Annotated in this window: 19 protein-coding genes; 9 read left to right on the plus strand and 10 right to left on the minus strand. The window is 62.1% G+C overall.

Features of this window, described 5'->3' with window-relative positions; genetic code table 11:
• The first annotated feature begins 39 nt into the window (after positions 1–39).
• The 6 genes from ACH2A7_RS10795 to ACH2A7_RS10820 all read left to right on the plus strand — a co-directional run bounded on the left by ACH2A7_RS10795 (position 40) and on the right by ACH2A7_RS10820 (position 5,648).
• Positions 40–849: a polysaccharide deacetylase family protein gene (locus ACH2A7_RS10795; RefSeq protein ID WP_394961937.1), complete on the plus strand. Its 810-nt coding sequence runs from the start codon at positions 40–42 to the stop codon at positions 847–849.
• Between the two features lie 151 nt (positions 850–1,000).
• Positions 1,001–1,867, plus strand: a complete 867-nt coding sequence (locus ACH2A7_RS10800; protein WP_394961938.1) for a DUF5685 family protein — start codon at positions 1,001–1,003, stop codon at positions 1,865–1,867.
• 24 nt (positions 1,868–1,891) lie between these two features.
• Positions 1,892–2,509, plus strand: coding sequence for a DnaJ domain-containing protein (locus ACH2A7_RS10805; protein ID WP_394961939.1), 618 nt, complete (start codon positions 1,892–1,894; stop codon positions 2,507–2,509).
• Positions 2,485–3,054 (plus strand): hypothetical protein, encoded by a 570-nt coding sequence (locus ACH2A7_RS10810; RefSeq protein ID WP_394961940.1) that lies wholly within the window; start codon positions 2,485–2,487, stop codon positions 3,052–3,054. The genes ACH2A7_RS10805 and ACH2A7_RS10810 overlap by 25 nt, the downstream gene beginning before the upstream one ends.
• Positions 3,055–3,100: 46 nt before the next feature.
• Positions 3,101–4,306, plus strand: coding sequence for an AI-2E family transporter (locus ACH2A7_RS10815; RefSeq protein WP_394961941.1), 1,206 nt, complete (start codon positions 3,101–3,103; stop codon positions 4,304–4,306).
• Between the two features lie 34 nt (positions 4,307–4,340).
• Positions 4,341–5,648 (plus strand): alpha-amylase family glycosyl hydrolase, encoded by a 1,308-nt coding sequence (locus tag ACH2A7_RS10820; protein WP_394961942.1) that lies wholly within the window; start codon positions 4,341–4,343, stop codon positions 5,646–5,648.
• Positions 5,649–5,701: 53 nt separating this feature from the next.
• Here ACH2A7_RS10820 and ACH2A7_RS10825 read toward each other — a convergent pair whose 3' ends face one another.
• The 10 genes from ACH2A7_RS10825 to ACH2A7_RS10870 form a co-directional block, all read right to left on the minus strand.
• Positions 5,702–7,609: an ABC transporter ATP-binding protein gene (locus tag ACH2A7_RS10825; protein ID WP_394961943.1), complete on the minus strand. Its 1,908-nt coding sequence runs from the start codon at positions 7,607–7,609 to the stop codon at positions 5,702–5,704.
• Positions 7,610–9,337 carry an ABC transporter ATP-binding protein gene (locus ACH2A7_RS10830; RefSeq protein ID WP_394961944.1) on the minus strand — a complete coding sequence of 576 codons (1,728 nt, stop codon included), beginning with the start codon at positions 9,335–9,337 and terminating at the stop codon, positions 7,610–7,612.
• The gene (locus ACH2A7_RS10835; protein WP_394961945.1) at positions 9,334–9,846 is read right to left on the minus strand and encodes a MarR family winged helix-turn-helix transcriptional regulator; all 513 of its coding nucleotides are present in this window, start codon (positions 9,844–9,846) and stop codon (positions 9,334–9,336) included. Before ACH2A7_RS10835 ends, ACH2A7_RS10830 begins: the two co-directional genes overlap by 4 nt.
• A 168-nt stretch (positions 9,847–10,014) precedes the next feature.
• Positions 10,015–10,563: an FmdE family protein gene (locus ACH2A7_RS10840; protein WP_394961946.1), complete on the minus strand. Its 549-nt coding sequence runs from the start codon at positions 10,561–10,563 to the stop codon at positions 10,015–10,017.
• Positions 10,564–10,576: 13 nt separating this feature from the next.
• Positions 10,577–11,332: an ABC transporter ATP-binding protein gene (locus ACH2A7_RS10845; RefSeq protein ID WP_394961947.1), complete on the minus strand. Its 756-nt coding sequence runs from the start codon at positions 11,330–11,332 to the stop codon at positions 10,577–10,579.
• On the minus strand, positions 11,329–12,384 hold the full coding sequence (locus ACH2A7_RS10850; RefSeq protein WP_394961948.1) for a FecCD family ABC transporter permease: 1,056 nt from the start codon (positions 12,382–12,384) through the stop codon (positions 11,329–11,331). The genes ACH2A7_RS10845 and ACH2A7_RS10850 overlap by 4 nt, the downstream gene beginning before the upstream one ends.
• Positions 12,353–13,483: an iron ABC transporter substrate-binding protein gene (locus tag ACH2A7_RS10855; protein ID WP_394961949.1), complete on the minus strand. Its 1,131-nt coding sequence runs from the start codon at positions 13,481–13,483 to the stop codon at positions 12,353–12,355. The genes ACH2A7_RS10850 and ACH2A7_RS10855 overlap by 32 nt, the downstream gene beginning before the upstream one ends.
• 214 nt (positions 13,484–13,697) lie before the next feature.
• A complete protein-coding gene (locus tag ACH2A7_RS10860) occupies positions 13,698–15,077 on the minus strand; it encodes an MATE family efflux transporter (protein ID WP_394961950.1) in 1,380 nt (459 codons plus the stop codon).
• A 167-nt stretch (positions 15,078–15,244) separates the two neighbouring features.
• Entirely contained in the window at positions 15,245–17,812 is a 2,568-nt protein-coding gene (locus ACH2A7_RS10865) for a M56 family metallopeptidase (protein ID WP_394961951.1), read from the minus strand.
• A complete protein-coding gene (locus ACH2A7_RS10870) occupies positions 17,805–18,182 on the minus strand; it encodes a BlaI/MecI/CopY family transcriptional regulator (protein ID WP_394961952.1) in 378 nt (125 codons plus the stop codon). Before ACH2A7_RS10870 ends, ACH2A7_RS10865 begins: the two co-directional genes overlap by 8 nt.
• 478 nt (positions 18,183–18,660) lie before the next feature.
• Between ACH2A7_RS10870 and ACH2A7_RS10875 the strand changes: the two genes are divergently transcribed.
• The 3 genes from ACH2A7_RS10875 to ACH2A7_RS10885 all read left to right on the plus strand — a co-directional run bounded on the left by ACH2A7_RS10875 (position 18,661) and on the right by ACH2A7_RS10885 (position 21,971).
• A complete protein-coding gene (locus ACH2A7_RS10875; RefSeq protein WP_394961953.1) occupies positions 18,661–19,770 on the plus strand; it encodes an iron-containing alcohol dehydrogenase family protein in 1,110 nt (369 codons plus the stop codon).
• Complete coding sequence (locus tag ACH2A7_RS10880; protein ID WP_394961954.1) at positions 19,757–20,899, plus strand: hypothetical protein; 1,143 nt, start codon at positions 19,757–19,759, stop codon at positions 20,897–20,899. Before ACH2A7_RS10875 ends, ACH2A7_RS10880 begins: the two co-directional genes overlap by 14 nt.
• Before the next feature lie 550 nt (positions 20,900–21,449).
• Positions 21,450–21,971 (plus strand): nitroreductase, encoded by a 522-nt coding sequence (locus tag ACH2A7_RS10885; RefSeq protein WP_205151839.1) that lies wholly within the window; start codon positions 21,450–21,452, stop codon positions 21,969–21,971.
• Positions 21,972–22,182: the final 211 nt, after the last annotated feature.

Consider the following 22,182-nt stretch of genomic DNA (forward strand, 5'->3'; position numbering starts at 1 on the left):
CGATGGCAAATCAACAATGCAGAAGGTGGCGAAGCGAAGATGAAAGATTCACTGAAACGAAAGCGGCGGCTCTGGGTGCTGGCCTGGTGCGCCGGCTGCGCGGCGGCGGCCAGCGCAATGTTGTGGGCGGCACAGCGCTCCGCGCCGGTGTGCCGCCAGTCGGACCTGGAGGCCACCACCTTTGTGTCCGCGCAGGCGCTGGCGGAGGAGGAGAACGGCGAAAAACGGGTGTTTCTCACCTTTGACGACGGCCCCAGCACCACCACCGAGACGGTGCTGGACGTGCTGAAGGAAAAGGGGGTGCCGGCCACCTTCTTCGTGGTCGCGGCGGAGAACAACCGGGATCACCTGCCCCTCATCAGGCGGGCGGTGGAGGAGGGGCACCAGATCGCCCTGCACAGCTGCACCCATTCCTACAAAACCATCTATGCCAGTTCCACCGCCTTCTGGGCGGACATCAAGGAACTGCGCCAGCAGATCAGCCCCTATGTGGATCTGGAGACGGTGCACTGGCTGCGCTTTCCCGGCGGCAGTACCAACACCGTCAGCCGCAAATACGGCGGCAGTTCCATCATGAAGAGCCTGGTGGCGCAGGCGGGGGAAAAGGGCTATCGCTATGTGGACTGGAACGTCTGCGCCGAGGACGCGGCTGGCGGCCATCCCAGCGCCGAGGACGTTTTTCGCAACGTGGTGAAGGGCGCGGAGGGGAAAACCGTCTGTGTGGTGCTGATGCATGACACCAAGGCCACCCGCAAGACCACCGCCGCCGCCCTGCCGGACATCATCGACTGGTTCAAGGAGCAGGGGTATCGCTTCTGTCGCATCGATGAACTGGACCGGCAGGTGTGAATGTAAATTTTTTGGGAATTATGGGCCCGCGGCGGGCGCGTGAATTGTAAACAGGGGCAAAATAGTGTATGATAATAGGGTTGACAGCGGCGCTTTTGCGCAGAGTGAAAGGCGGCTGTCAGCCCATTTTCTGTGGAAAGGGGCGTCCGGCGTGTTCGGCTATGTCACCCCCGACAAAGGCGAGATGAAGGTGCGGGAGTACGAGTGCTACCGGGCTGTTTACTGCGGGCTGTGCATGCAGCTGAAAACGGACTATGGCTTTGTGAGCCGGATGCTCCTCAACTACGACCTGGTCACCGTGGCGCTGCTGGCCGACGGGCTCAGCGGCCAGCAGGGCAGCCCCTGCATGAAGCGGTGCATCGCAAACCCGCTGCGCCGCCGCTGCATGCACGCCGGCACCGACGGGCTGCGGCTGGCCGCCGCGTCGCTGGTGCTGCTGAGCTGGTACAAACTGGCGGACGATCTGGCGGACGAGCCCTTTGCCCGGCGATTTGCCTCGGGGGCGCTGCGGCTTCTGCTGCGCCGGGCCCACAAAAAGGCCGCCGCCGCCCAGCCGCAGCTGGACGAACTGCTGGCGGCGCAGACGGTGTGCCAGCAAACATTGGAACAGGCGGGCTGTGCGAACCCCGACGAGGCGGCGGAGCCCACCGGCCGCATGACCGCGGCCATCCTGCGGCAGTGCGCGGTGCAGCCGGAGCAGGCGCATATCCTGGAGCGGATGGGCCTGTTTCTGGGCAAGATCCTCTATTGGCTGGACGCCGCCGAGGATTACGAAAAAGACCGGGAAAGGGGCCGCTACAACGTGTTTGCGCGCATGGGCCTTGACCGGGACGCCGCCATCGGGCAGGCGGCCCTCCAGTGCCGCCTGGCGGCGGGGGAGGTGGCCCGCTGCTACAACCTGCTGCGGCTGGAACTCAACCGCCCCATTCTGGACAACATCATCTTCCTGGGCCTTCCCGCCGGCATCCGCCGCGCAGGGCAGCCGCCCAGACACGAAAAACACGCAGCGCCGGTGTGACGCCGGCGCGGAAAGGACGGAACGATGGACGCATATCAGGTGCTGGGGCTGCGCCGCGGCGCGAGCGAGGACGAAGTGAAGGCCGCTTACCGCGCGCTGGCGCAGAAATACAATCCCGATAACTACGAGGCCGGCCCCCTGAAGGAGGACGCGCAGAAGAAGATGGACGAGATCAACGCCGCCTTCGACGAGGTGATGGCCGAACTGCGTGGCGCGCCCGCCCACACGGGCGACCACGACGTCCGGCAGGACGGGCGGCAGACGGACCCCGGCAGCCTGCCCGAGATCCGGGCGCTGATCCAGCAGGGCAGGGTGGACGAGGCACTGTCCCGGCTGCAGGCCATGCCCGACGGCCCCGCCAGCGCCGAGTGGAACTTCCTGATGGGCAGCGCCTATTATTACAAGGGCTGGCTGAACGAGGCGCTGCGCTACTTCCAGGAGGCCTGCCGCCTGGCGCCCTCCAACCGGGAGTACGCGGCGGCGCTGCACAACCTGCAGAGCACCGCGAACGGCCAGATGCCCGGCAACCCTTATGGCCCCTACGGCGCGGGGACCCAGGCGAACGCGGTGGGATGCAGCTGCTGTGACATCTGCACCGCCATGATGTGCATGGACCTGTGCTGCAACTGCGGCCAGTGCTGACCATGCGCGGGAGAAAGAGCGGGCGCATCGCGCTGTGCGGCGTGATGTGCGCGCTGGCCATGACGATGATGCTGAGCGGCAGCGTGCTGCCCTTTGCCACCTTCTGCGCGCCGGCCTTGGGCGGGCTCTTTCTGGTGCCGGTGGCCATGGAGTGCGGCATGCGCCTTGCCTGGGTCAGCTACGCCGCCCTGTCGCTGCTGTGCGTCCTCTTTGTGCCCGACAAGGAGAGCGCCGTCGTCTTTGTGTTTTTGCTGGGGCATTATCCGCTGCTGAAGGCATATCTGCAGCGCATCCGCTGGCGGTGGCTGCGGGCGGCGGTGAAAACGGCGGTGTTCAACGGCCTTGTGTTCGCCTGCTACGGGCTGATGCTCTATGTGCTGCCCATCCAGGCCATCGTGCAGGAGTTCGCCCAGACGGCGCCCCTGGCGCTGGCGGGGCTGGTGGTGCTGGCCAACGTGTGCTTTTGGGTCTACGACGCCGCGCTGAACAACCTGGTGCGGGCCTACGCGCTGCGGCTGCGCCCGCTGCTGCGGCGGTTTTTGTGACCGGCGGCTCGCTTTGCGGAAAATCCAACAAAAAGGAACGGTGTGAATGAATCAGAACAACAGATGGAGACCCAACCCGAATTTCTTCTCCAACCTGATGGTGGTGCTCATCGGCATCTCCTTTTATCTGGCCATGTCCCACCTGGACCTGGTGCGCCAGACCATCGGCGGGGTGCTGGGCGTCCTCTCGCCCTTTGTGGGGGGCTTTGTGATCGCCTACCTGCTGGACGGCCCCGTGCGCTTCTTTGAGGAAAAATTCTCGATGAAGCGGGGAGTGAGCATCGCGGTGAGTTACCTGCTGGCCGTGGCGCTGTTCAGCGTGCTGCTGAGTTTTGTGCTGCCCCAGGTGGTGCAGAGCGTGATGGTGCTGGGCAACAACCTCAACTCCTACCTGCGCAGCCTCAACTCCTTTGTGGCGGATGTGTCCACCCGGTTCCATCTGGATGAGGAACTGATCGAGGGGATGATGCTCTCCTATACCGACCTGATGCAGCGGTCCACCGACCTGATGCGCACCTTCATGCCCCAGCTGCTCAATTACAGCATGGCGGTGGGCAGCGGTGTGGTGTCGGCCCTCACGGCTTTCATCGCCTCGGTGTATATGCTCATGGGCAAATATCGGCTGCTGAGCCAGATGCGCAAGGTGATCTACGCCTTTCTGCCCATGGAAAAGGCCCGGCGAACGCTCACCGTGTGCCGCAACGCCAACCGGGTGTTCAACGGCTTCATCTACGGCAAACTGATCGACAGCGCCATCATCGGGGTGCTCTGCTTCATTCTGATGAGCCTGTTCAAGATGCCCTTTGCGCTGCTCATCAGCGTAGTGGTGGGCGTCACCAATGTGATCCCCTTCTTCGGACCCTTCATCGGCGCCATCCCCAGCGTGATGATCCTGCTGATGGTGGACCCCATCGTGGCCATCGAGTTCGGGGTGCTGATCCTGATCCTGCAGCAGTTCGACGGCAACATCCTGGGCCCCAAGATCCTGGGCGACTCCACCGGCCTTTCCGCCATCTGGGTGCTGGTGGCCATCATTGTGGGCGGCGGTTTGTTTGGCTTTGTGGGTATGGTCATCGGCGTGCCCACCTTCGCCGTGCTCTACTCCCTCACCAGCGACCTGCTGGCCCGCCGGCTGAAGGCGAAAGGCATCGACAAGGACGGAAACCCGCTCCCCGCCGATCCCGCGGACGGCCAGGGGAGCAGTCTTCCCGAAGGGGAAAAAACCGTGGAACAGTCTGCGGCAGAAAAATAACGCCGGGCCCGCATGGCCCTGAAAGGAACCGATTATGTGGTTTGACCGGGCAAATGTCTATCAGATCTATCCCCTGGGCCTGTGCGGCGCGCCGGAGTACAACGACGGCGTGACCGAGCACCGCATCCTGAAGCTGCTGGACTGGGTGGAGCACATCAAGGCGCTGCACATGACCTGTGTGCTGCTGAACCCGGTGTTCGAGAGCGACAAGCACGGCTATGACACCCGTGATTACAACCGGGTGGACTGCCGCCTGGGTACCAATGAGGATTTGAAACAGGTGTGCGACGCGTTCCACGCCGCGGGCATCCGGGTGATGCTGGACGGTGTGTTCAACCATGTGGGCCGGGGCTTCTGGGCCTTTGAGGACGTGTGCCAAAAGAAGTGGGACAGCCCCTACAAGGACTGGTTCCATCTGAACTTCGACGGCAACACCCAGTACAACGACGGCTTCTGGTACGAGGGGTGGGAGGGCCACAACGAGCTGGTGAAGCTCAATCTGAACAACCCGGCGGTGACAGAACACCTCTTCGCCGCAGTGAAGGGCTGGGTGGAACAGTACGGCATCGACGGCCTGCGGCTGGACGTGGCCTACTGCCTCACGCCGGACTTCCTTGCCAGGCTGCGCGCCTTTACACAGGGCCTCAAGCCGGAGTTTGTGCTGATGGGGGAGACCCTGCATGGCGACTACAACCGCTGGATGAACGACAGCGCCTGCCACTCGGTGACCAATTACGAGTGCTATAAGGGCCTTTATTCCAGCTTCAACAGCATGAACATGTTCGAGATCGCCCACAGCCTGAACCGCCAGTTCGGCCCCGAACCCTGGACGCTGTACAAGGGCAAACACCTGCTGGCCTTTCTGGACAATCACGACGTGGAGCGCATCGCCAGCATTCTCACAAACCCCGCCCACATCCGCCCGGCCTACGGCCTGTTGTTCGGGATGCCCGGCACCCCGGCGGTCTACTACGGCAGCGAGTGGGGCCAGCAGGGGAAAAAGAGCGACGGCGACGCGGCCCTGCGCCCCGCGCTGGACGGCCCGCGGGAAAATGAACTCACCGCATGGGTGGCGGCGCTGGCCGCCGCCCGCGAGGGCAGCCGGGCGCTCTGCGAGGGCGATTATCGCACCCTGGCGCTGACCAACCGGCAGCTGGTGTTCCAGCGGGCGGCGGAGGGCGAGCGGGTGATCGTGGCGGTGAACGCCGACGGCGAGGAGTACACCGCCCACTTTGACGCCGGCGCCGGCCGCGCCACCGACCTCATCACCGGCGAGGCCCACGACTTCGGCGGCGGCAGCCGCCTTGCGCCTTACAGCGTGCACTACTGGCGCACCGAGTAAAACAAACAAAAAGGCCCCGCAGGCGATGCCTGCGGGGCCTTTTGCTGCAAGTTTCAGGACAGTTCGAATTGCCCGGTGTAAAGCTGATAATAGCGGCCCTTCTGCGCCAGCAGGTCGTCGTGGTCGCCCCGCTCGATGATCCGTCCGTGCTCCAGCACCATGATGGCGTTGGAGTTGCGCACGGTGGAAAGGCGGTGGGCGATGACGAACACGGTGCGGCCCGCCATCAGTTTGTCCATGCCCTTTTCGATGAGCTTTTCGGTGCGGGTGTCGATGGAGGAGGTGGCCTCGTCCAGGATCAGCACCGGGGGGTCGGCCACCGCCGCCCGGGCGATGGCCAGCAGCTGCCGCTGCCCCTGGCTGAGGTTCGCGCCGTCGGCGGTGAGCACCGTGTCGTACCCTTGAGGCAGGTGGCGGATGAAGAAGTCGGCGTTGGCAAGCTTTGCCGCCGCCACGATCTCCTCGTCGGTGGCGTCCAGCCGGCCGTAGCGGATGTTCTCCTTCACGGTGCCGGTGAACAGGTGGGTGTCCTGCAATACCATGCCCAGAGACCGGCGCAGGTCCGCCTTTTTGATCTTGGTGATGTTGATGCCGTCGTAGCGGATCTTGCCGTCCGGCACCTCATAGAACCGGTTGATGAGGTTGGTGATGGTGGTCTTGCCCGCGCCGGTGGAGCCCACAAAGGCGATCTTCTGGCCGGGCCGGGCGTAGAGGCTCAGGTCGTGCAGCACGATCTTGTCCGGGTCGTAGCCGAAATCCACATGTTCAAAGGTCACGTCGCCCCGCACCGGCACATACTCCAGCCGCCCGTCGTGGTGAGGCCACTTCCAGGCCCACTGGCCGGTGCGCTTTTCGCTTTCGGTGATGGAGCCGTCGGGCCCGATGACCGCATTCACCAGCGTCACATAGCCCTCGTCCAGTTCAGGGGTCTCGTCGATGGCGGCAAAGATGCGCTCGGCGCCCGCCAGTGCCGCCAGGATGGCGTTGAACTGCATGCTGATCTGGGTCACCGGCTGGCTGAAGGAACGGGTGTACTGCAAAAAGCTGCCGATGGTGCCCAGGTCCAGCCGCCCCGCGATGGCCAGCGCCGCGCCCACGGCGGCGGTGAGGGCATAGTTCACATAGGAGAGGTTGCCCATCAGGGGCATGATGATGTTGGCAAAGGTGTTTGCCTGGGTGGCGGCCTGCCGCAGTTCCTCGTTCAGCTGGGCAAAGCGGGTGTTCACCGCCTGCTCGTGGCAGAACACCTTCACCACCTTCTGTCCCTCGATCATCTCCTCGATGTAGCCGTTGGCCGCGCCCAGCGCCCGCTGCTGCGCCATGAAGCCGCTGGCGGAGCGCTTGCCCACCACCGCGATCATCTTGATCATCACAAACAGCATCAGCACGATGAGCAGCGTGAGCAGGGGACTGAGCACCAGCATCATGATGAAGGTGCTCACCAGTGTCACCGCGCTGGTCACCAGCTGGATCATGCCCTGGGCCATGGCCTGCCGCAGGGTGTCCACGTCGTTGGTGAACAGGCTCATGATGTCGCCGTGGGTGCGGCTGTCAAAGTAGCGGATGGGCAGATCCTGCAATTTGTTGAACAGATCCCGCCGGATGCCGTTCAGCGCCCGGTTGGAGATGAAGGTCATCACGGTCTGCTGGATGAAGGTGCACAGCGCGCCGATGAGATACACCGCTGCGGTGATGGCCAGCATCCCCACCAGCGGCGCCAGTGTGGCGGCATTGAGGGGCTGACCCACCAGCGGCAGAATGCCCTGGTTGATGATGGGCTTGAGCATATAGGTGCCGAACACGCCCGCGCCCGCGCTCACGGCGATGCACAGCAGCACGCACAGCATCAGCCATTTCTGGCGCAGCATATAATCCAGCACCCGCATGAAGGTACGCCGCGCGTTTTTCGGCCGCTCAAAACCGCCCCGCCGTCCGCCGGGGCCTGCCATATGTCCTGCCATTTATTCCACCCCCTTCTGCTGCGAGGTGTACACCTCGCGGTAAATCTCGCTGCGGGCCATCAGTTCGTCGTGGGTGCCCATGTCGGCGATCTTGCCGTCGCTGAGCACCACGATCTTGTCGGCGTCGCACACGCTGGCCACCCGCTGCGCGATGATGATCTTGGTGGAGTCCTTCAGGTGGGTGCGCAGCGCCGCGCGGATGGCCGCGTCGGTGGCGGTGTCCACCGCGCTGGTGGAGTCGTCCAAAATCAGGATCTTGGGTTTTGCCAGCAGCGCCCGGGCGATGCACAGACGCTGTTTCTGCCCGCCGGACACATTCACGCCGCCCTGGCCCAGGTCGGTCTCATAGCCCTTGGGGAAGGAGGTGATAAAGTCGTGGGCGCTGGCGGCCTTGCAGGCCTCCACGATCTCCTCATCGGTGGCGTTCGCGTCGCCCCAGAGCAGGTTTTCCCGGATGGTGCCGCTGAACAGCACGTTCTTTTGCAGCACCATGGCCACGCCGTGACGCAGCACATCCAGATTGTATTCCTTCACCGGATGCCCGCCCACCAGCAGCCGGCCGCCGGTGATGTCATACAGGCGGGGGATCAGCTGCACCAGCGTGCTTTTGGCGCTGCCGGTGCCGCCCAGGATGCCCACTGTCTCACCGGAGCGGATGGACAGGCAGATGTCGCTGAGCACATCCTCGCCGGCGGTCTTGGCGTATTTGAAGTTTACATGGTCGAACACCACGCTGCCGTCCTCCAGCTGAGGGCCCTCGCCCGCGGGCGCGCCCACGATCTCGGGTTGTTCGTTCAGCACCTCCACGATGCGCTGGATGGACGCGCGGCTGATGACCAGCTGGGTAAAGGCCATGCCGATCATCATCAGGCTCATCAGGATCTGGGTGACATAGCTGATGAAACTCATCAGTTCGCCGCTGAGCATCACGCCGCCGATGATGAGCTGGCCGCCGAACCACAGGATCGCGATGATGCAGCTGTACACCGTGACCTGCATGATGGGCATCAGGGTGATGACGATGCGCTCGGCCTGGATGGAACGGCGCATCAGGTCATCGTTGGCCTCCTTGAACTTCTGCTTTTCGTATTCCGAGCGCACAAAAGCCTTTACCACCCGGATGGCGATGAGGTTTTCCTGCACGCTGGCGTTCAGCCGGTCGTACCGGGCCAGCATGGCGATGAATTTGGGATAGGCCAGCCGGATGACACAGCCGATGGCACAGGCCAGCACCGGGATGGCCACCAGGAACACCGTCACCAGCTCCCGGTTGATGGACAGCGCCATGAAGGTGGCGCTGATGAGCATCACCGGCGCGCGCACCAGCATGCGGATGCACATCTGATAGGCGTTCTGGGCGTTGGTCACGTCGGTGGTCAGGCGGGTCACCAGGCTGGCGGTGCTGAATTTGTCCACGTTGGAAAAGCTGAAATTCTGCACATTTTGAAAGGCGGCCAGCCGCAGCTGGCTGCCAAACCCCATGGAGGCCACCGCGGAAAAACGGCTGCTGGCCGCGCCCATGGCCATGCCCGCCAGCGCCATCAGGATCATCAAAAGGCCGAGTTTGGCCACATAGGCCAGGTCCTTGTTTTCAATGCCCACATCCACGATGCGGCTCATCAGCAAGGGGATGGTGATCTCCAGCAGCACCTCGGCCGTCACGCACAGCGGCGCCAGGATGGACTCCTTTTTATAGGGGCCCGCGTATTTCAAAAGTGTCTGTATCAAGGGCGTTGCGCCTCCTCTTTTGCTTCGTTTTGGGGTCCGTCCGCTGCCGCCGCAAGGCAGAGAAGGGTCTTGTCGCGGTATTCCTCGCCGGCAAGATTGTCCTCCATGCGCACCAGCAGATCGCTCAAAAGATCGATCTCCCGGGCGCTCAGGCCCTGCAGCATCCGGTCGGTCACCTGCTCGTAATAGCCCCGCCCGCGGTCCACCGTGCGCTGGCCGCGGGGCGTCAGGGTAATGTGGTTGCAGCGCATGTCCGCGGCGTCTGCTTTTTTCTCCAGCATACCGGCCTTTTGCAACCGTTTGATGGAGGTGGCGATGGACGGGCTGGAAACCATCAGGTGCGCGGCGATGTCCGTCTGTGTGCAGCCGGGATTTCGGCTCACATACAACAGAATGGGGATCTGAGAACCCCACACCCCGGTATCGCTCAACAGATTGTGCACATGCACCTTATGCAGCAGGGTGACGCGGTTGAGACGGCGCAGCACATCGATCAGCCGCTGCTCCATTGGTTCACCCCTTTCGAATGATTAATCGAATAACTGTTAATCGAACAAGAAATAGTGTACCATGGGCCGGCCAAAAGTCAAGAACGGCGGGGCGGGGCCATAAAAAATTTACAATTGAAACGGGCACCCTCCCCATAAAAGGGGAGAGCGCCCGTTTTGGTAAAATCGTCACACGTTGAAGCGGTCGTAGGCGGGGTAGCAGTCAAGGCAATAGTGCTTGCCGCCGGCCACCCTCACCCAGTTCGCGCCGGTCACCTCTCCGCAGCTCTCACACACATAAGAGTCAAAGAGCCGGGCCCGCTCGGGCACCGCCAGGACGGCGGGTTTTACGTCGAACAGTTCTTCGGGCTCCTTCGCCTGGTAGTAGGCGAAGGACTCCTCCCGGCTCATGCCGGCGGGGGCGGGGCGCAGTACCAGCCGCGCCGAGCGGCCGTTTTTCCGGTTGTAGAAGGAGAAGGCCTGCTTGCCGCGGATGTGGAACAGCAGGTTGCCTTTGCCCACGGTGCAGCCCAGGATGGCCTGGATGGCGTCCACGCCGCAGGCGTCGTTCTCGGTGATGCACACGATCTCCTCGTCCTTGGAGCAGACGCCGTCTTCCATCCCGATGCCCAGCAGTTCGATGGCGTAGAGCGATGCCTTGTAGCCGATGGTCAGCCCGCCGCACACATGGCCGTGAAAGGCCGCGGCCCTCTGCCAGAGTTCTTTGTTTTCGTCCATTGGTTTTCCTCCCTTATTCGTTCACCAGCACGATGTGCCGCCCGTTCACCGTCACCGGCTCGGCGTCCACGTCGTACACCTCCCGCAAGGCGGTCTTGTCCAGCACCTCCAGCCCGCCGCAGCGGTAGACCTGCCCGCCCCGCATCAAAAGAAACCGATCGCAGAAGCGCAGCGCCAGCGTCAGGTCGTGGATCACCACCACCGCGGTCAGCCCCTCGGTGCGGCAAAGTTCGCCCACGATCTTGAGCACCTGATACTGGTTGCGGATGTCCAGCGCGCTGGTGGGTTCGTCCAGCAGCAGCAGCCGGGGCTGCTGGGCCAGCGCCCGGGCCAGCATCACCTTCTGCCGCTCGCCGCCGGAGAGCTGGTTCAAAAACCGGCCCCGCATCTCCATCAGGCCCAGCCGCGCCATGGCGGCGTGGACGATGGCGTGGTCCTCCCGGGAAAAACTCCACCCCATGTAGGGCCGCCGCCCCAGCATCACCATGTCGTGCACCGTCATCTGGGTGGAGGCCACCGTCTGCGCCACAAAGGCCACCCGCTGCGCCACCTGGCGGTGGGGCATGGCCAGCAGGTCCTCGCCGTCCAGCAGCAGGCTGCCGGCGTCCGGCCGCAGGATGCCGTTCATGCACTTGAGCAGGGTGCTTTTGCCGGCGCCGTTGTTGCCCAGAATGGCGGTGAAGCTGCCGTCCGGGGCCTCAAAACTCACGTCTTGCAGCACCACCGGGCAGTTTTTGTAGTGGAAGCTGATGCCCTTTGCCTCGATCATGGCTGTCGACCTCCCCGGAAGAGAAGATAGAGGAACAGCGGCCCGCCCAAAAAGGAGGTGATGGCCCCGATGGGCAAAATCACCGGCGCGATGGCCGTGCGGGAGAACAGGTCGCCCAGCAGCAGCAACGAGGCTCCCGCCAGCAGCGAGCCGGGGATGAGGTAGACGTGGTTGTTGCCCACCGCCAGCCGCACCAGATGGGGCGCCACCAGCCCGATGAAGCTGATGAGCCCGATCTGGGAGACGATCACCGAGCTGGTCAGGCAGCAAAGCAGCATGCTCACCAGTGTCAGGCCGCGCACGTTGATGCCCAGGCTCACCGCCATCTCGGCGCCGCCCAGCAGGGCGTTATAATCCCACCGGTGGAACACGCAGTAGGCCGCCAGCAGCGCTACCACCGGCCCGGTGAGGGCCAGATCGCCCATGTCGGTGCTGCCCAGGTCGCCGAAGGTCCAGAACACCAGGGTGGACAGCTGCACCTCGTTGGCGAAGTACTGGATGAGGGTGGTGGCGCCGGTGAGCATGGAGCTGATGGCCACCCCCGCCAGCACGATGCCCTCAGGGCTGATCTGCCGGAAGCGGGAAAGCCCCAGGATCACCGCCGCCACCGCCAGCGAACCCACAAAGGAGCACAGGGTCACACCCACGCCGCTTTTGCCGGCAAGGCCCAGCACCACGATGGCGAAGGCCGCGCCGAAGGTGGCACCCTGGGAGACGCCCAGGGTGGAAGCGGAGGCCAGGGGGTTGTGCAGGATGGCCTGCAAAATGCAGCCGGCAAGGCCCAGCCCCGCGCCGCCCAGAATGGCGGTGCAGATGCGGGGCAGGCGGTTGGCACGCACCACCAGATTGATCTTTTCGTCGGTCGCCCGGCCGAACACCCCCCGCACCAGTTCGGCCAGGGGCGTATTGTAGGAGCCGGCCCGCAGCGAGAGCAGCGCCGCCGCCAGCAGCACCACCGCCAGCAGCGTCAGAAAGCACAGGCTTTTTACCTGGTTGCGGTGGTATGTGGCGTCCCGGACGTCATTTGCCGAGGACAATGGGACGGAATTCATATCCGGCCTCCTTCAGGTCGTTGTAGGGATTTTCGCCCAGCAGGGTGGTGAAGATCTCGCCCGCCTTCTCCACCGGGTCCACATCCGCGAACTGCTCCGGGTAGATCACGCATCCGGCATAGTAGGCGTCGGCCAGGGCGGTGTCCAGGTTGGAGGCGTAGGAGCGGAAGGAGATCTGGGAATAGACCTTGCCGTTTTTCACCGCGGAGAGAGCGTTGTAGAAATCGGGATTGGCGGCGTAGTCCTGATTGATGAGGTCCATGCCGTTGAAGTCCAGAAAGATGATATCCGGGTCCCAGGTCAGCACCTGCTCGGTGTCGATGTCAAAAGCGCCGGCCTGGCCGGTGGAGTCCGCCAGATTGTTCGCGCCCAGCAGTTCCAGCGGGCCATAGTGGGCTTCGGTGCCCTCAAAGCCGTGCACCCCCTTGAAGGAGACCCCCGCCACATACACCGAAGGACGCTTGGTTTCGGGCACGGAGGCGGTGCGGGCGGCCAGGTCCGCCTTGATGCCGTCCAGATAGCTTGTCAGCTCCTCGGCCCGGCCCTCCAGGCCGTACAGTTCGCCCAGCACCCGCAGCGTCTCGTAGGCCTTTTCGTCCAGGGTGGTGTCGCTGCCGGGCACCACCACCACCGGGATGCCGGTGCGGGCGGCCAGATCGTCGGCATCCGCCGAGGCGTACTCGCTCATCACGATCACCTGGGGATCCACCGCGATGATCTCCTCGGCGCTGGGCGAGCCATTGGTGCCGATCACCGGCAGGTCCTTGAATTTTTCGCCGTTCACATAGCTGTAAAGGCGGGTCAGAGAGGGCTCATTCTCATAGTCCTCCACGCCCACCACCCGGTCGGCAGCGCCCATGTAGCAGGTGTAGCGCAGCGCGCCCACACCCACGCAGACCACCCGTTCCACTGTTTCGGGCAGTTCCACCTGCCGCCATGCGCCGTCGGTGAGCAGGCGGGCACCCGCCGCGCCGGATGCGGAGGAAACGGCAGGGGAGGTGGCGGAGTGGGCGGAGGCGGGGGCATTGGAGCAGGCCGCGAGAGAGAGGCCCAGCGCGAGAGCCAGCGCGAGGGCGGCGCATTTCTTCAACAGTTTCAAGACAGTGTCCCTTTCTTGCCGCAAAAGCGGGCAGTTAAAAAAGGCGTATGCCTCCCCGCCGGGGAGATCATACGCCTTCATCAGCATATAAAATCGTACAAAAGCAAAGTTTTTGAAAATTTGCGCGCAAACCGAAACGCTTCAGCGCCGGGCCGCCGGCTTCCTGCCGGGGCGGAAATCGTCTTACCCAGTTTACTATATTTTGGGTGGTGTGTCAATCTTTTTCAGCGGCGCGCCGGGGGAGGCGGCGGTTGGCGATCTCAAAATTCAGCCAGTTTCCGTGGTGGTAATACCAGAAGAAAAAGGTGGAACTCAGCGCCCAGGTGAGGGGATAGACCCAGTACACCATCTGGATACTGTGGGTCAGCGGCACGGTGATGGTGAGAAACGACACCCGGATGACACACCAGCAGACCATCATGGTGAACATGGGGATGATGGCTTTGCCCGCGCCCCGCAGCACCGCCGCGATGGAGTGGGAATAGGCCAGCAGAAAATAGAACAGGGCGGAGGTGCGGGCCTTGTCGGTGCCGAACCTCACCACCTCCTGCGTCGGGTCAAAGGCGGCGATGAGCTGGGGCGCCAGCAGGAAAATGACCACGCCGATGCCCTCTGCCAGCAGCACGGTGGTGAGCACGCCAAAGCGCACGCCCTTGCGGGTGCGCTCGAATTCATGACCGCCCAGATTTTGCCCCACAAAGGTGGTCAGGGCCATGGTGAAGCTGTTGATGGGCAGAAAACCGAACCCCTCCACCTTGGAGTAGGCGCCGCAGCCCGCCATGGCCATCTCGCCAAAGGCGTTCACGTTGGACTGCACCAGCACGTTGGAAAAGGCGATGATGGAGTTCTGCACGCCGGAGGGCAGGCCCAGCCGGATGATCTCCCGCAGGTAGTGGAGATCGAACCCCAGCTTGCGCAGCCGCAGCCGGTAACACTCCCGGCTGCGCAGCAGATGCACCAGGCACAGCACCGCGCTCACCGCCTGGGAGATGACGGTGGCAAAGGCCGCGCCGCCCACGCCGGTGTGTGCGAACTCGATGAATACCACATCCAGCACCAGGTTGACCACCGAGGAGACCATCAGGTAATAGAGGGGATGGCGGCTGTCGCCCACCGCCTGCAGAATGCCCACGAAGATGTTGTACATCACAAAGAACAGCGAACCGGCAAAGTAGATGCGCAGGTAGGTGATGGACTGGGGCAGCACGCTCTCCGGGGTGCCCATCCAGAGCAGGATCTGAGGGCTGAGCAGGACCCCCAGCACAGTCATGACAGAACCTGCGACCAGGCCGAACGCCACCGTGGTGTGCACCGCGCGCTCCACGCCCTCGTTGTCCCCGGCCCCGAAACGGCGGGCCACCGCCACGCCGGCGCCGCCGGCGATGCCGCTCAAAAAGCCGATGAGCATGAAAATCAGGCTGCCGGAACTGCTCACCGCCGCCAGGGCGCTGCTGCCCAGAAAGTTGCCCACGATCAGCGAGTCCACCGTGTTGTAGAGCTGTTGGAACAGGTTGCCCAAAAACAGCGGCAGCGCAAAAAAGGTAAGCCGTTTCCAGATGGCGCCGCTGGTCATCGGCTCCGCGGCCTTTGTCATCCGATCACCTTCCACATGAATGATTTTGCATAAAATATCATTCTCTATTATAGAAGTATAAAACGGACGGCGCAAGAGGCGGCCGGCTGTTATTAATTTGACGGCGTGCCCGGCGGGCGCGCGCAATAAAAACTCCCCCGCGCGGGCGGGGGAGCGATCATAAGAAATCAGCCGGGGGCGAGCGTGACCGACGCGGCAAAATCGGTCAGGGCCTGTTCTGTTTGAGCGGAGGCGGCCAGGGCTCCGTCCATGAAGCCAAACTCCACAGAATAGGGCATGACACGCCAGTCATAGGCCAGCACGCAGGGGTCGCTGCGCCAGGGCTCGAAATCCTGGCCGCCGGGGAACTCGCGGTCAGCGGTGGCTGTGGCGCCGGTGGCCCAGTGGCGCGTCACGCGGTAATTTGCGTAGCCGAGGCCCTCCCCCATGACGGCGGGGGAGAAGATCTGCATGGGCACGCTGTCGGCGGCGGTGTCCACCGTGGCAAGGGTGGGCTCGTCGGCGGCCCCGAAGGGGCGCAGACGCACCCAGCCCATAGATTCGCCGCTTGCATCCTCAATATAGAAAAAGGGCAGGCCCTCTTCCGACAGGGACGCTTCCGGCTCCACCGTCAGCCAGTCGGGCAGCGCAAAGGAAAGCCGGGCCGTGCTGCCGTCCGAAAAGGTGTAGTCCAGCGTTGTGACGGCGCCCTCTGTCTGCACCCGGGCCGTCGGCTCGGAATACCCCACCGCCTCACCGAAGGTGAAGGGGGCGTTCAGTTCAATGCTGCCCCGGGCGTAGATGCTTTGCATGTTTTCACCTTCGTCGGTCATGAAGAAGACGTTCAGCGAAACGCTGACCAGGGTGTCCATGTCGCCGGAAAACCGCCCGATGATTGTCTGGGCGTACTGTAGCATATCCTGGGTGATCTCGTGAGATTCAGTGGAATAGCTCCCCGGCTCGTCGGAATAGGTGGCGTTCAGGGTGATGGAAAGGGTGGTCTTTCCGTCTTCAGAGACAGGGATGGGCCCGGGCAGGTTGAGTTCGTACCCGCCGTCGCTGCTCAGGACGAAACTGTCCAGCGTGCCGGCGATGAACTCATCCGCCACCTCCGGGGTCAGCGCCGGTGCACTCTGGGAGGTGACAATCGCCTCGACAATGGGGCGCAGCGAAACGTACTTTTCTTCCTCGCTGCCGTCCGGATAGCGGGCGATGAGGAAAATGCCCAGTGTCGTATAAGCCTCGTCGTAGGGGATGGAGTATTGCTCGCCCGGCGTCCAGACAGCCGTCTGCAAAAATTCCAGGTCTTCCCGGCTGCCGTCCTCATACACCGCGCTGCCCGCCACCCGGACGTCCGGCTGCACGCCCTCGGGCACCTCTTCGGGCAGGGTGAAGAAGATCTGACCGTCCTCCACCTCCACGGTGTCCCGCAGGGCGTCGGCGTACAGATCCAGGGCGCTGGGCTCGGGCACAGCCTGGGCGGTGTCGGCCGCCTGCCACTGATTGTAAAGATAGGTGCAGAACTCCTCGTCCGTCACCTGCCACAGCCTGCCCTCGTACTCGGTGCGCACCTGGCTGCCGTCGTCGCTGTACCCGTTGAAGGTCAGGGAGGTGCCGTCCTCCCGCTGCACCACCAGGGCGTATAGCGGGGTGAAACCCTCCTCGGTGGTGCGGGCAAGGCCCCGCAGCCCTTCCAGACGGCTGGTCAGCTCGTCCAGCTGGCTGGCGTTCAGCGCCCGCTCTTCCGGAACGGCGTAATCCCAAACGGAAGCGGAGGCAATGGCGTTTTGGGAAAAATCGTACCGCGGGGTGAGGGGGTCGGTGAGAAAGACCACCGCCACCACGACGCAGAGCAACAGCGCCGCGACGATCACCCAGAAGGCAGGCTTTTTGTAGTGGAGCGCCGCCCTCACCCGGGTCTTTACCCCCACCTCGCCAAAGGCCAGCGGACAGGCACCCAGCGCCCGGCGGCCCGTGCTGCACTCCAAAAGTGCCTGGGAGTAATCCGCCCGCTGCTCTGGGGCCAGACCCCGCACCACCCGCTCGTCGCAGGCAAGTTCAATGTCCCGGCAGAACAGGATGTAGGCCGCCCACAAAAGGGGATTGAACCAGTAGACCGCCAGCAGTGCGAAGCCCAGGGGCTTCCACCGGTGGTCCCGGCGGGCGATGTGGGCCTGCTCGTGGTCGATCACCGGGCCGCGGGCCGCCGCGGGCAGGGCAGCCGGCAGATAGATGCGCGGACGCACCAGCCCGAACACGAAGGGGGTGGGCACCCGGCCGCTCTCGAAGATGTTGTCCCGCACCAGAACGGCCTCGGCCACCCGGCGGCGCAGCCGCAGCCAGCTGACCAGCGTGTAGAGGCAGAGGGCCAGAACGCCTGCTGCCCACACCAGCGCCAGCAGGGGAATGAGCAGCTGCAAGGGATTCGCGCTGGCGGCGGGGGCGGGGGTGAAGGTGCCGGTCACGATGGGGTTCACCACCCGGTCCACCGCGGGCACGCCGCTGTCCAGCGCCGGGGCGGGGGATAGCATGATGTCCCGGGGCACCGTCTCCCGGCTGGGCAGCAGGCTCAGCGCGCTCTCCAGCGTGAAGGGGCACACCAGACGGAACGCCACCAGTCCCCACAGCAGCACGTTGGCCCACCTGGGCCCTTTGCGCAGCAGAAGGCGCAGTGCCAGCACCGCCAGCACCAGCCAGGAGGCGGCGATGCTCCGGTTCACGAGATCGATGAATACCTCCGCCAGCCATTCAAACATCGTGGGCCGCCTCCTTTCTGTAACGGTCGATCATCGCCTGTACTTCGTCCACTTCCTTCGCCGAAAGTCTGTGGTGTTTTGTGAAGGCCGCCACAAAGGCGGGCAGCGAGCCCTCAAAGGTCTTTTCCACCAGTTCGTCGATCTCGGCGGCCTGCACCTGATCCTTGCTCACCAGCGAGGTTACCAGGGTGTTCTCGTTCTTCAGCACCCCCCGCTCGCTCAGCCGCTTGATGACGGTGTAGGTGGTGGTGGGTTTCCAGCCCAGCTGCTCGCGGCACAGCCGCACCAGTTCGCTGCTCTTTATCGGCTCATGCTCCCACAAAATGAGGCACAGCCGGTATTCGCTGTCAAACACCTTAGGCACGTCCATCTTACCCGATCTCCTCTCTAATGGATTAGAGTACACTGTAAGTCTAACACATTAGAGCGACCCTGTCAAGAGGGGCAGGCCCTCAACGGACCGAAAAAACACCGGCACGGAGAAAATAAAAAATATGGGATTGACAATCGCGCTTCTGCGTGGTAAAGTGATACCAAACCGATGAGAAAGTGTAAGTACCTTCAGCGAAGCATCCCAGAGAGCCGCGGCGGGTGAGAGCGCGGCATGACGAAACTGAAGCGAATGGGCTTTTGAGGGCGGACCGAACGCAAAAGTAGGCGAGCCGGAGAGACGACTCCGTTATCAAAGAGAGCATATGTTTGTATGCATGAGTGGATACGGGAGACTGTATCAAGCCGGGTGGTACCGCAGGAGTATAGCGTCAGCAAACTCTTGTCCCTGCAACGAAAGTGGTTGCGGGGGCAGGAGTTTTTTTTATGAAAAAACGGGGTGAAAGGGGAGGTTGCAGTTGAAACTGGAGAATTATGAGGTACATCTTCCGAATTATTCCATCGGGGATGAGATCTACGGGAAGATCGGTCCGGTGTGTGAATCGTACGGCAAAAAGGTGCTGGTGATCGGCGGCCCAAAGGCGTTGGCCGCCGCCTACGACAAGATCGAGCGATATGTCAAACAGACCAATCTGACGATCATCGGCAAGGAGTTTTACGGCGAAAACTGCACCTACGCCACCGTGGAAAAGCTTCGGCAGATGCCGCTGTACCAACAAGCGGATATGGTGTTCGGTGTGGGAGGCGGAAAAGCGCTGGACACGGTCAAGTGCCTGTGCATCGAGGATGACAAGCCGGTTTTTGCCTTTCCCACCATCGCCTCCAACTGCGCCGCCTGCACGTCGGTCTCCATCATGTACAACGAGGACGGCACCTTTCTGCGGCCGCACTTTTTTGTTCGCCCGGTCATGCACTCCTTTATCGATACAGAGATCATCGCAAAGGCGCCCAGCCGATATATGTGGGCCGGCATCGGCGATACATACGCCAAATACTATGAGGCGACGATCTCCTCCCGGGGGGAGCGGCTGGAGCATTTCACAGCCCTTGGCGTGGCGGTCAGCTCCATGTGCCGCGACCCGCTGATCGAATACGGCAGGCGTGCCTTTGAGGATCACAAAAAGGGCCTGTGCACCTACGATGTGGAACAGGTGGTGCTGGCCATTGTGGTGACCACGGGGATCGCCTCCATCTTTCTGACCAAGGATTACACGCCGGATTACAACAGCGGTCTGGCCCACGCGGTGTTCTATGCCCTGACATCCTGCCCCGTGATCGAGGAGAGGCACCTCCACGGAGAGGTCGTGGGGTTCGGGGTGCTGCTGGCGCTGCTGGCGGACGGCCAGTACGAAGAATTTGAAAAAATCTACCGGCTGAACCGCTCCATCGGGCTGCCGGTCTCGCTGGAAGAGATCGAGATCACCGAAAGCCAGTGGCAGAAATGCGCGGAGCGGATCCCCGATATGTCGGACGTGGCCCACTATCCCTACCGCGTCACAAAAGAGATGCTGGAGGGGGCCATGGAATATTTAAAGGAAAAGGTGAGAAAAGACAGTGAAGAGGACTAAAGCAAATACCGCGATCCTGGGGGTGGCGTTTGTGTGGTTCACCACACATTTCGGGGGCGGCTTTGCCTCCGGCGCCCAGATCTACAGCTATTTTGTGCGCTACGGGGCGTGGTGCCTGCTCATGCCGGTGCTGGCAATGCTGTACAACACGGTGTTCTTTGCCTACAGCCTGCGGTTTGCCCGAAAGCGCGAGACCTATGATTACCGCACTTACAACAACGCTTTTTACGGGAGATTTGCGCCGGTGTTCTCCAATCTGTTCGAGGTGCTGTATGTCTGCGTCATGTGCGTGGCGCCGGCGGTCGCCTTTGCCACGGGCGGGGCGACCCTCAGCGAACTGACGGGCCTGCCGTATCTGCTGTGCACGGTGCTCATCGGGCTCTTCATCTTCGTGGTGGCCATTTTCGGCACCGATCTGGTGCGCAGGGTGGCCGTGGTGCTGTCGGTCTGCATCATCGCCGGACTGGTGGTGGTGTACGTCCCGAATATCGTGTCCAACTTTTCTGCCATCACGGAGGCGGTGAACACCATGAACGCCGCCCGGCTGCCGCTGCGGGACGCGCTGTACTCCGCCTTTTTGTACGGGACGTTCCAGCTTTCCAACATCGCGGTGTTCGTGCAGCACGCCCGGTCGTTCGATGAGCCGGCCGACGCGGTGAAGAGCATGGGCGTGGGCTTTGTGATCAACTCGCTGCTCATGGTGATGGTGGTGCTCGGGCTGATGACGGTCTATACCGACCCCGAGGCCGCCGGACAAAGTGTGCCGACGCTGTTTATGGTGGAGCAGGGCGTGGGCGCATCCTTCATGACGCCGCTGATCTCGGTGCTGATCATTCTGGGCGCGGTGTCCACGGCGGTGAATATGGTGGCGGCCATGGTAAAACGCATCTGCGGGGAAACCCGGCAGGCTGCGGCAGAGGCGAAGCAAAGCGGATTCCGCACGACCAAAAAGGAGATCGCGGCGGCGCTGGGGTGCTGCGCGGTCGATTTCGGGATCGCCCAGTTCGGCCTGCTGACGCTGATCCAGAAGGCATACAGCGGCATCGCCTACCTGGTCATCCCGGTCATTCTGGTGCCGTACCTCATTCACATGGCCGTGACCCGATTCGACACAAAGCAAAGCGCATAAAAGCTTTGCCCGCAGTGCCGGTCACCGTCCGGCAAAACGGCGGCGACCACAGCGAAAAAAGTGATACCGGACAGGATGGAGTGCTCTCAAGATGATAAAAATACTGTTTGTTTGCCACGGCAATATCTCGAAAAGTCCTGAAAAAGCCTGTAAAATCAGTGGTTCTTTGGAGCAGAAGGGCGCTTACTACACCACTGCTACACCATTTTTGAAAGAACCTTGATGTGACAAGTTTCGATATATAAGAACGCAAGCGGCGATATTCCAGAATAGGAGTATCGCCGCTTGCTACATGTAGGTAAGTATGTTCCTTGAGCAAATGCTCATGTGCCATAAAGTAACACAAAAAAGCAACAGACAGCCGCCACAATTCCGTAAAGATTGATACTTGACAGTCTCCCGAAAGCTCGCTATAATAATTAGACGTAAAATTTGAGTGGACTTTTCCGGATTCGGTCATCTTTTTGCCACACAACTGTCTTATGATAGTTGTGTGGCTTTTTTGTTGCCTGCATCTCGGAAATGTTGACAGAATGGAGGATGATTTTTTATGGAAAACAACTTCTTATCTCTGATCAAGACGCGCCGTAGTGTACGGGCTTACAAACCGCAACCTGTCCCTTCCGAGGCGTTGGACGCTGTACTGGAAGCCGGGACTTATGCACCTACCGGCGGAGGACGTCAATCCCCTACCATCATTGCAATCACAGACCCCAAATACCGGCAGGAAATCGCCAGGTTAAACGCAGAAGTGATGGGGAACAATACAGACCCTTATTATGGCGCGCCTGTCGTGATTTTGGTTCTGGCAGATGGCTCCGCAAACACCTTTGTAGAGGATGGAAGCTGCGTCCTTGAAAATATGATGCTCGCCGCCCATGCTCTTGGGCTGGGAACCGTATGGGTACATCGGGAACGTGAGATTTTCGACAGTGAAAGCGGTAAGGCTCTCCTGCGGGAGTGGAAGCTGCCGGAAACCTTGCGTGGCGTCGGAGCGATTGCATTGGGTTATCCAGCTAAGGAAGCCGGTCAGCCCGCAGCACGCAAACAAAACTATATTGTTCGGATTTAATAACCTGCTGTCCGGCGCAATTTTTTTGCGCCGGACACTTTGTGGAGAGGAGGGAAAGTATGCAGACCAGTAATAAAATGGCAGTTGCGCCCGTTGGAAAGCTCATTTGGCAAATGTCGATACCGCCGCTGATCTCCATGTTCCTGCAATATTCCTATAACCTGATAGACAGCGCGTTTGTAGCGCGGCTGAGTGAGAATGCGCTGACGGC

Source organism: Candidatus Allofournierella merdavium (genome assembly GCF_944382735.1).
Taxonomy (GTDB): Bacteria; Bacillota; Clostridia; order Oscillospirales; family Ruminococcaceae; genus Allofournierella_A; species Allofournierella_A merdavium.

Bases quoted from the DNA above. Each gene is read 5' to 3' on its own strand.
- ACH2A7_RS10860 (WP_394961950.1), bottom strand. From the start codon at position 15,077: ATGACAAAGGCCGCGGAGCCGATGACCAGCGGCGCCATCTGGAAACGG.
- ACH2A7_RS10845 (WP_394961947.1), bottom strand. From the start codon at position 11,332: ATGATCGAGGCAAAGGGCATCAGCTTCCACTACAAAAACTGCCCGGTG.
- ACH2A7_RS10815 (WP_394961941.1), top strand. From the start codon at position 3,101: ATGAATCAGAACAACAGATGGAGACCCAACCCGAATTTCTTCTCCAAC.
- ACH2A7_RS10835 (WP_394961945.1), bottom strand. From the start codon at position 9,846: ATGGAGCAGCGGCTGATCGATGTGCTGCGCCGTCTCAACCGCGTCACC.
- ACH2A7_RS10795 (WP_394961937.1), top strand. From the start codon at position 40: ATGAAAGATTCACTGAAACGAAAGCGGCGGCTCTGGGTGCTGGCCTGG.
- ACH2A7_RS10825 (WP_394961943.1), bottom strand. From the start codon at position 7,609: ATGGCAGGACATATGGCAGGCCCCGGCGGACGGCGGGGCGGTTTTGAG.
- ACH2A7_RS10840 (WP_394961946.1), bottom strand. From the start codon at position 10,563: ATGGACGAAAACAAAGAACTCTGGCAGAGGGCCGCGGCCTTTCACGGC.
- ACH2A7_RS10850 (WP_394961948.1), bottom strand. From the start codon at position 12,384: ATGAATTCCGTCCCATTGTCCTCGGCAAATGACGTCCGGGACGCCACA.
- ACH2A7_RS10865 (WP_394961951.1), bottom strand. From the start codon at position 17,812: ATGTTTGAATGGCTGGCGGAGGTATTCATCGATCTCGTGAACCGGAGC.
- ACH2A7_RS10820 (WP_394961942.1), top strand. From the start codon at position 4,341: ATGTGGTTTGACCGGGCAAATGTCTATCAGATCTATCCCCTGGGCCTG.
- ACH2A7_RS10805 (WP_394961939.1), top strand. From the start codon at position 1,892: ATGGACGCATATCAGGTGCTGGGGCTGCGCCGCGGCGCGAGCGAGGAC.
- ACH2A7_RS10885 (WP_205151839.1), top strand. From the start codon at position 21,450: ATGGAAAACAACTTCTTATCTCTGATCAAGACGCGCCGTAGTGTACGG.
- ACH2A7_RS10870 (WP_394961952.1), bottom strand. From the start codon at position 18,182: ATGGACGTGCCTAAGGTGTTTGACAGCGAATACCGGCTGTGCCTCATT.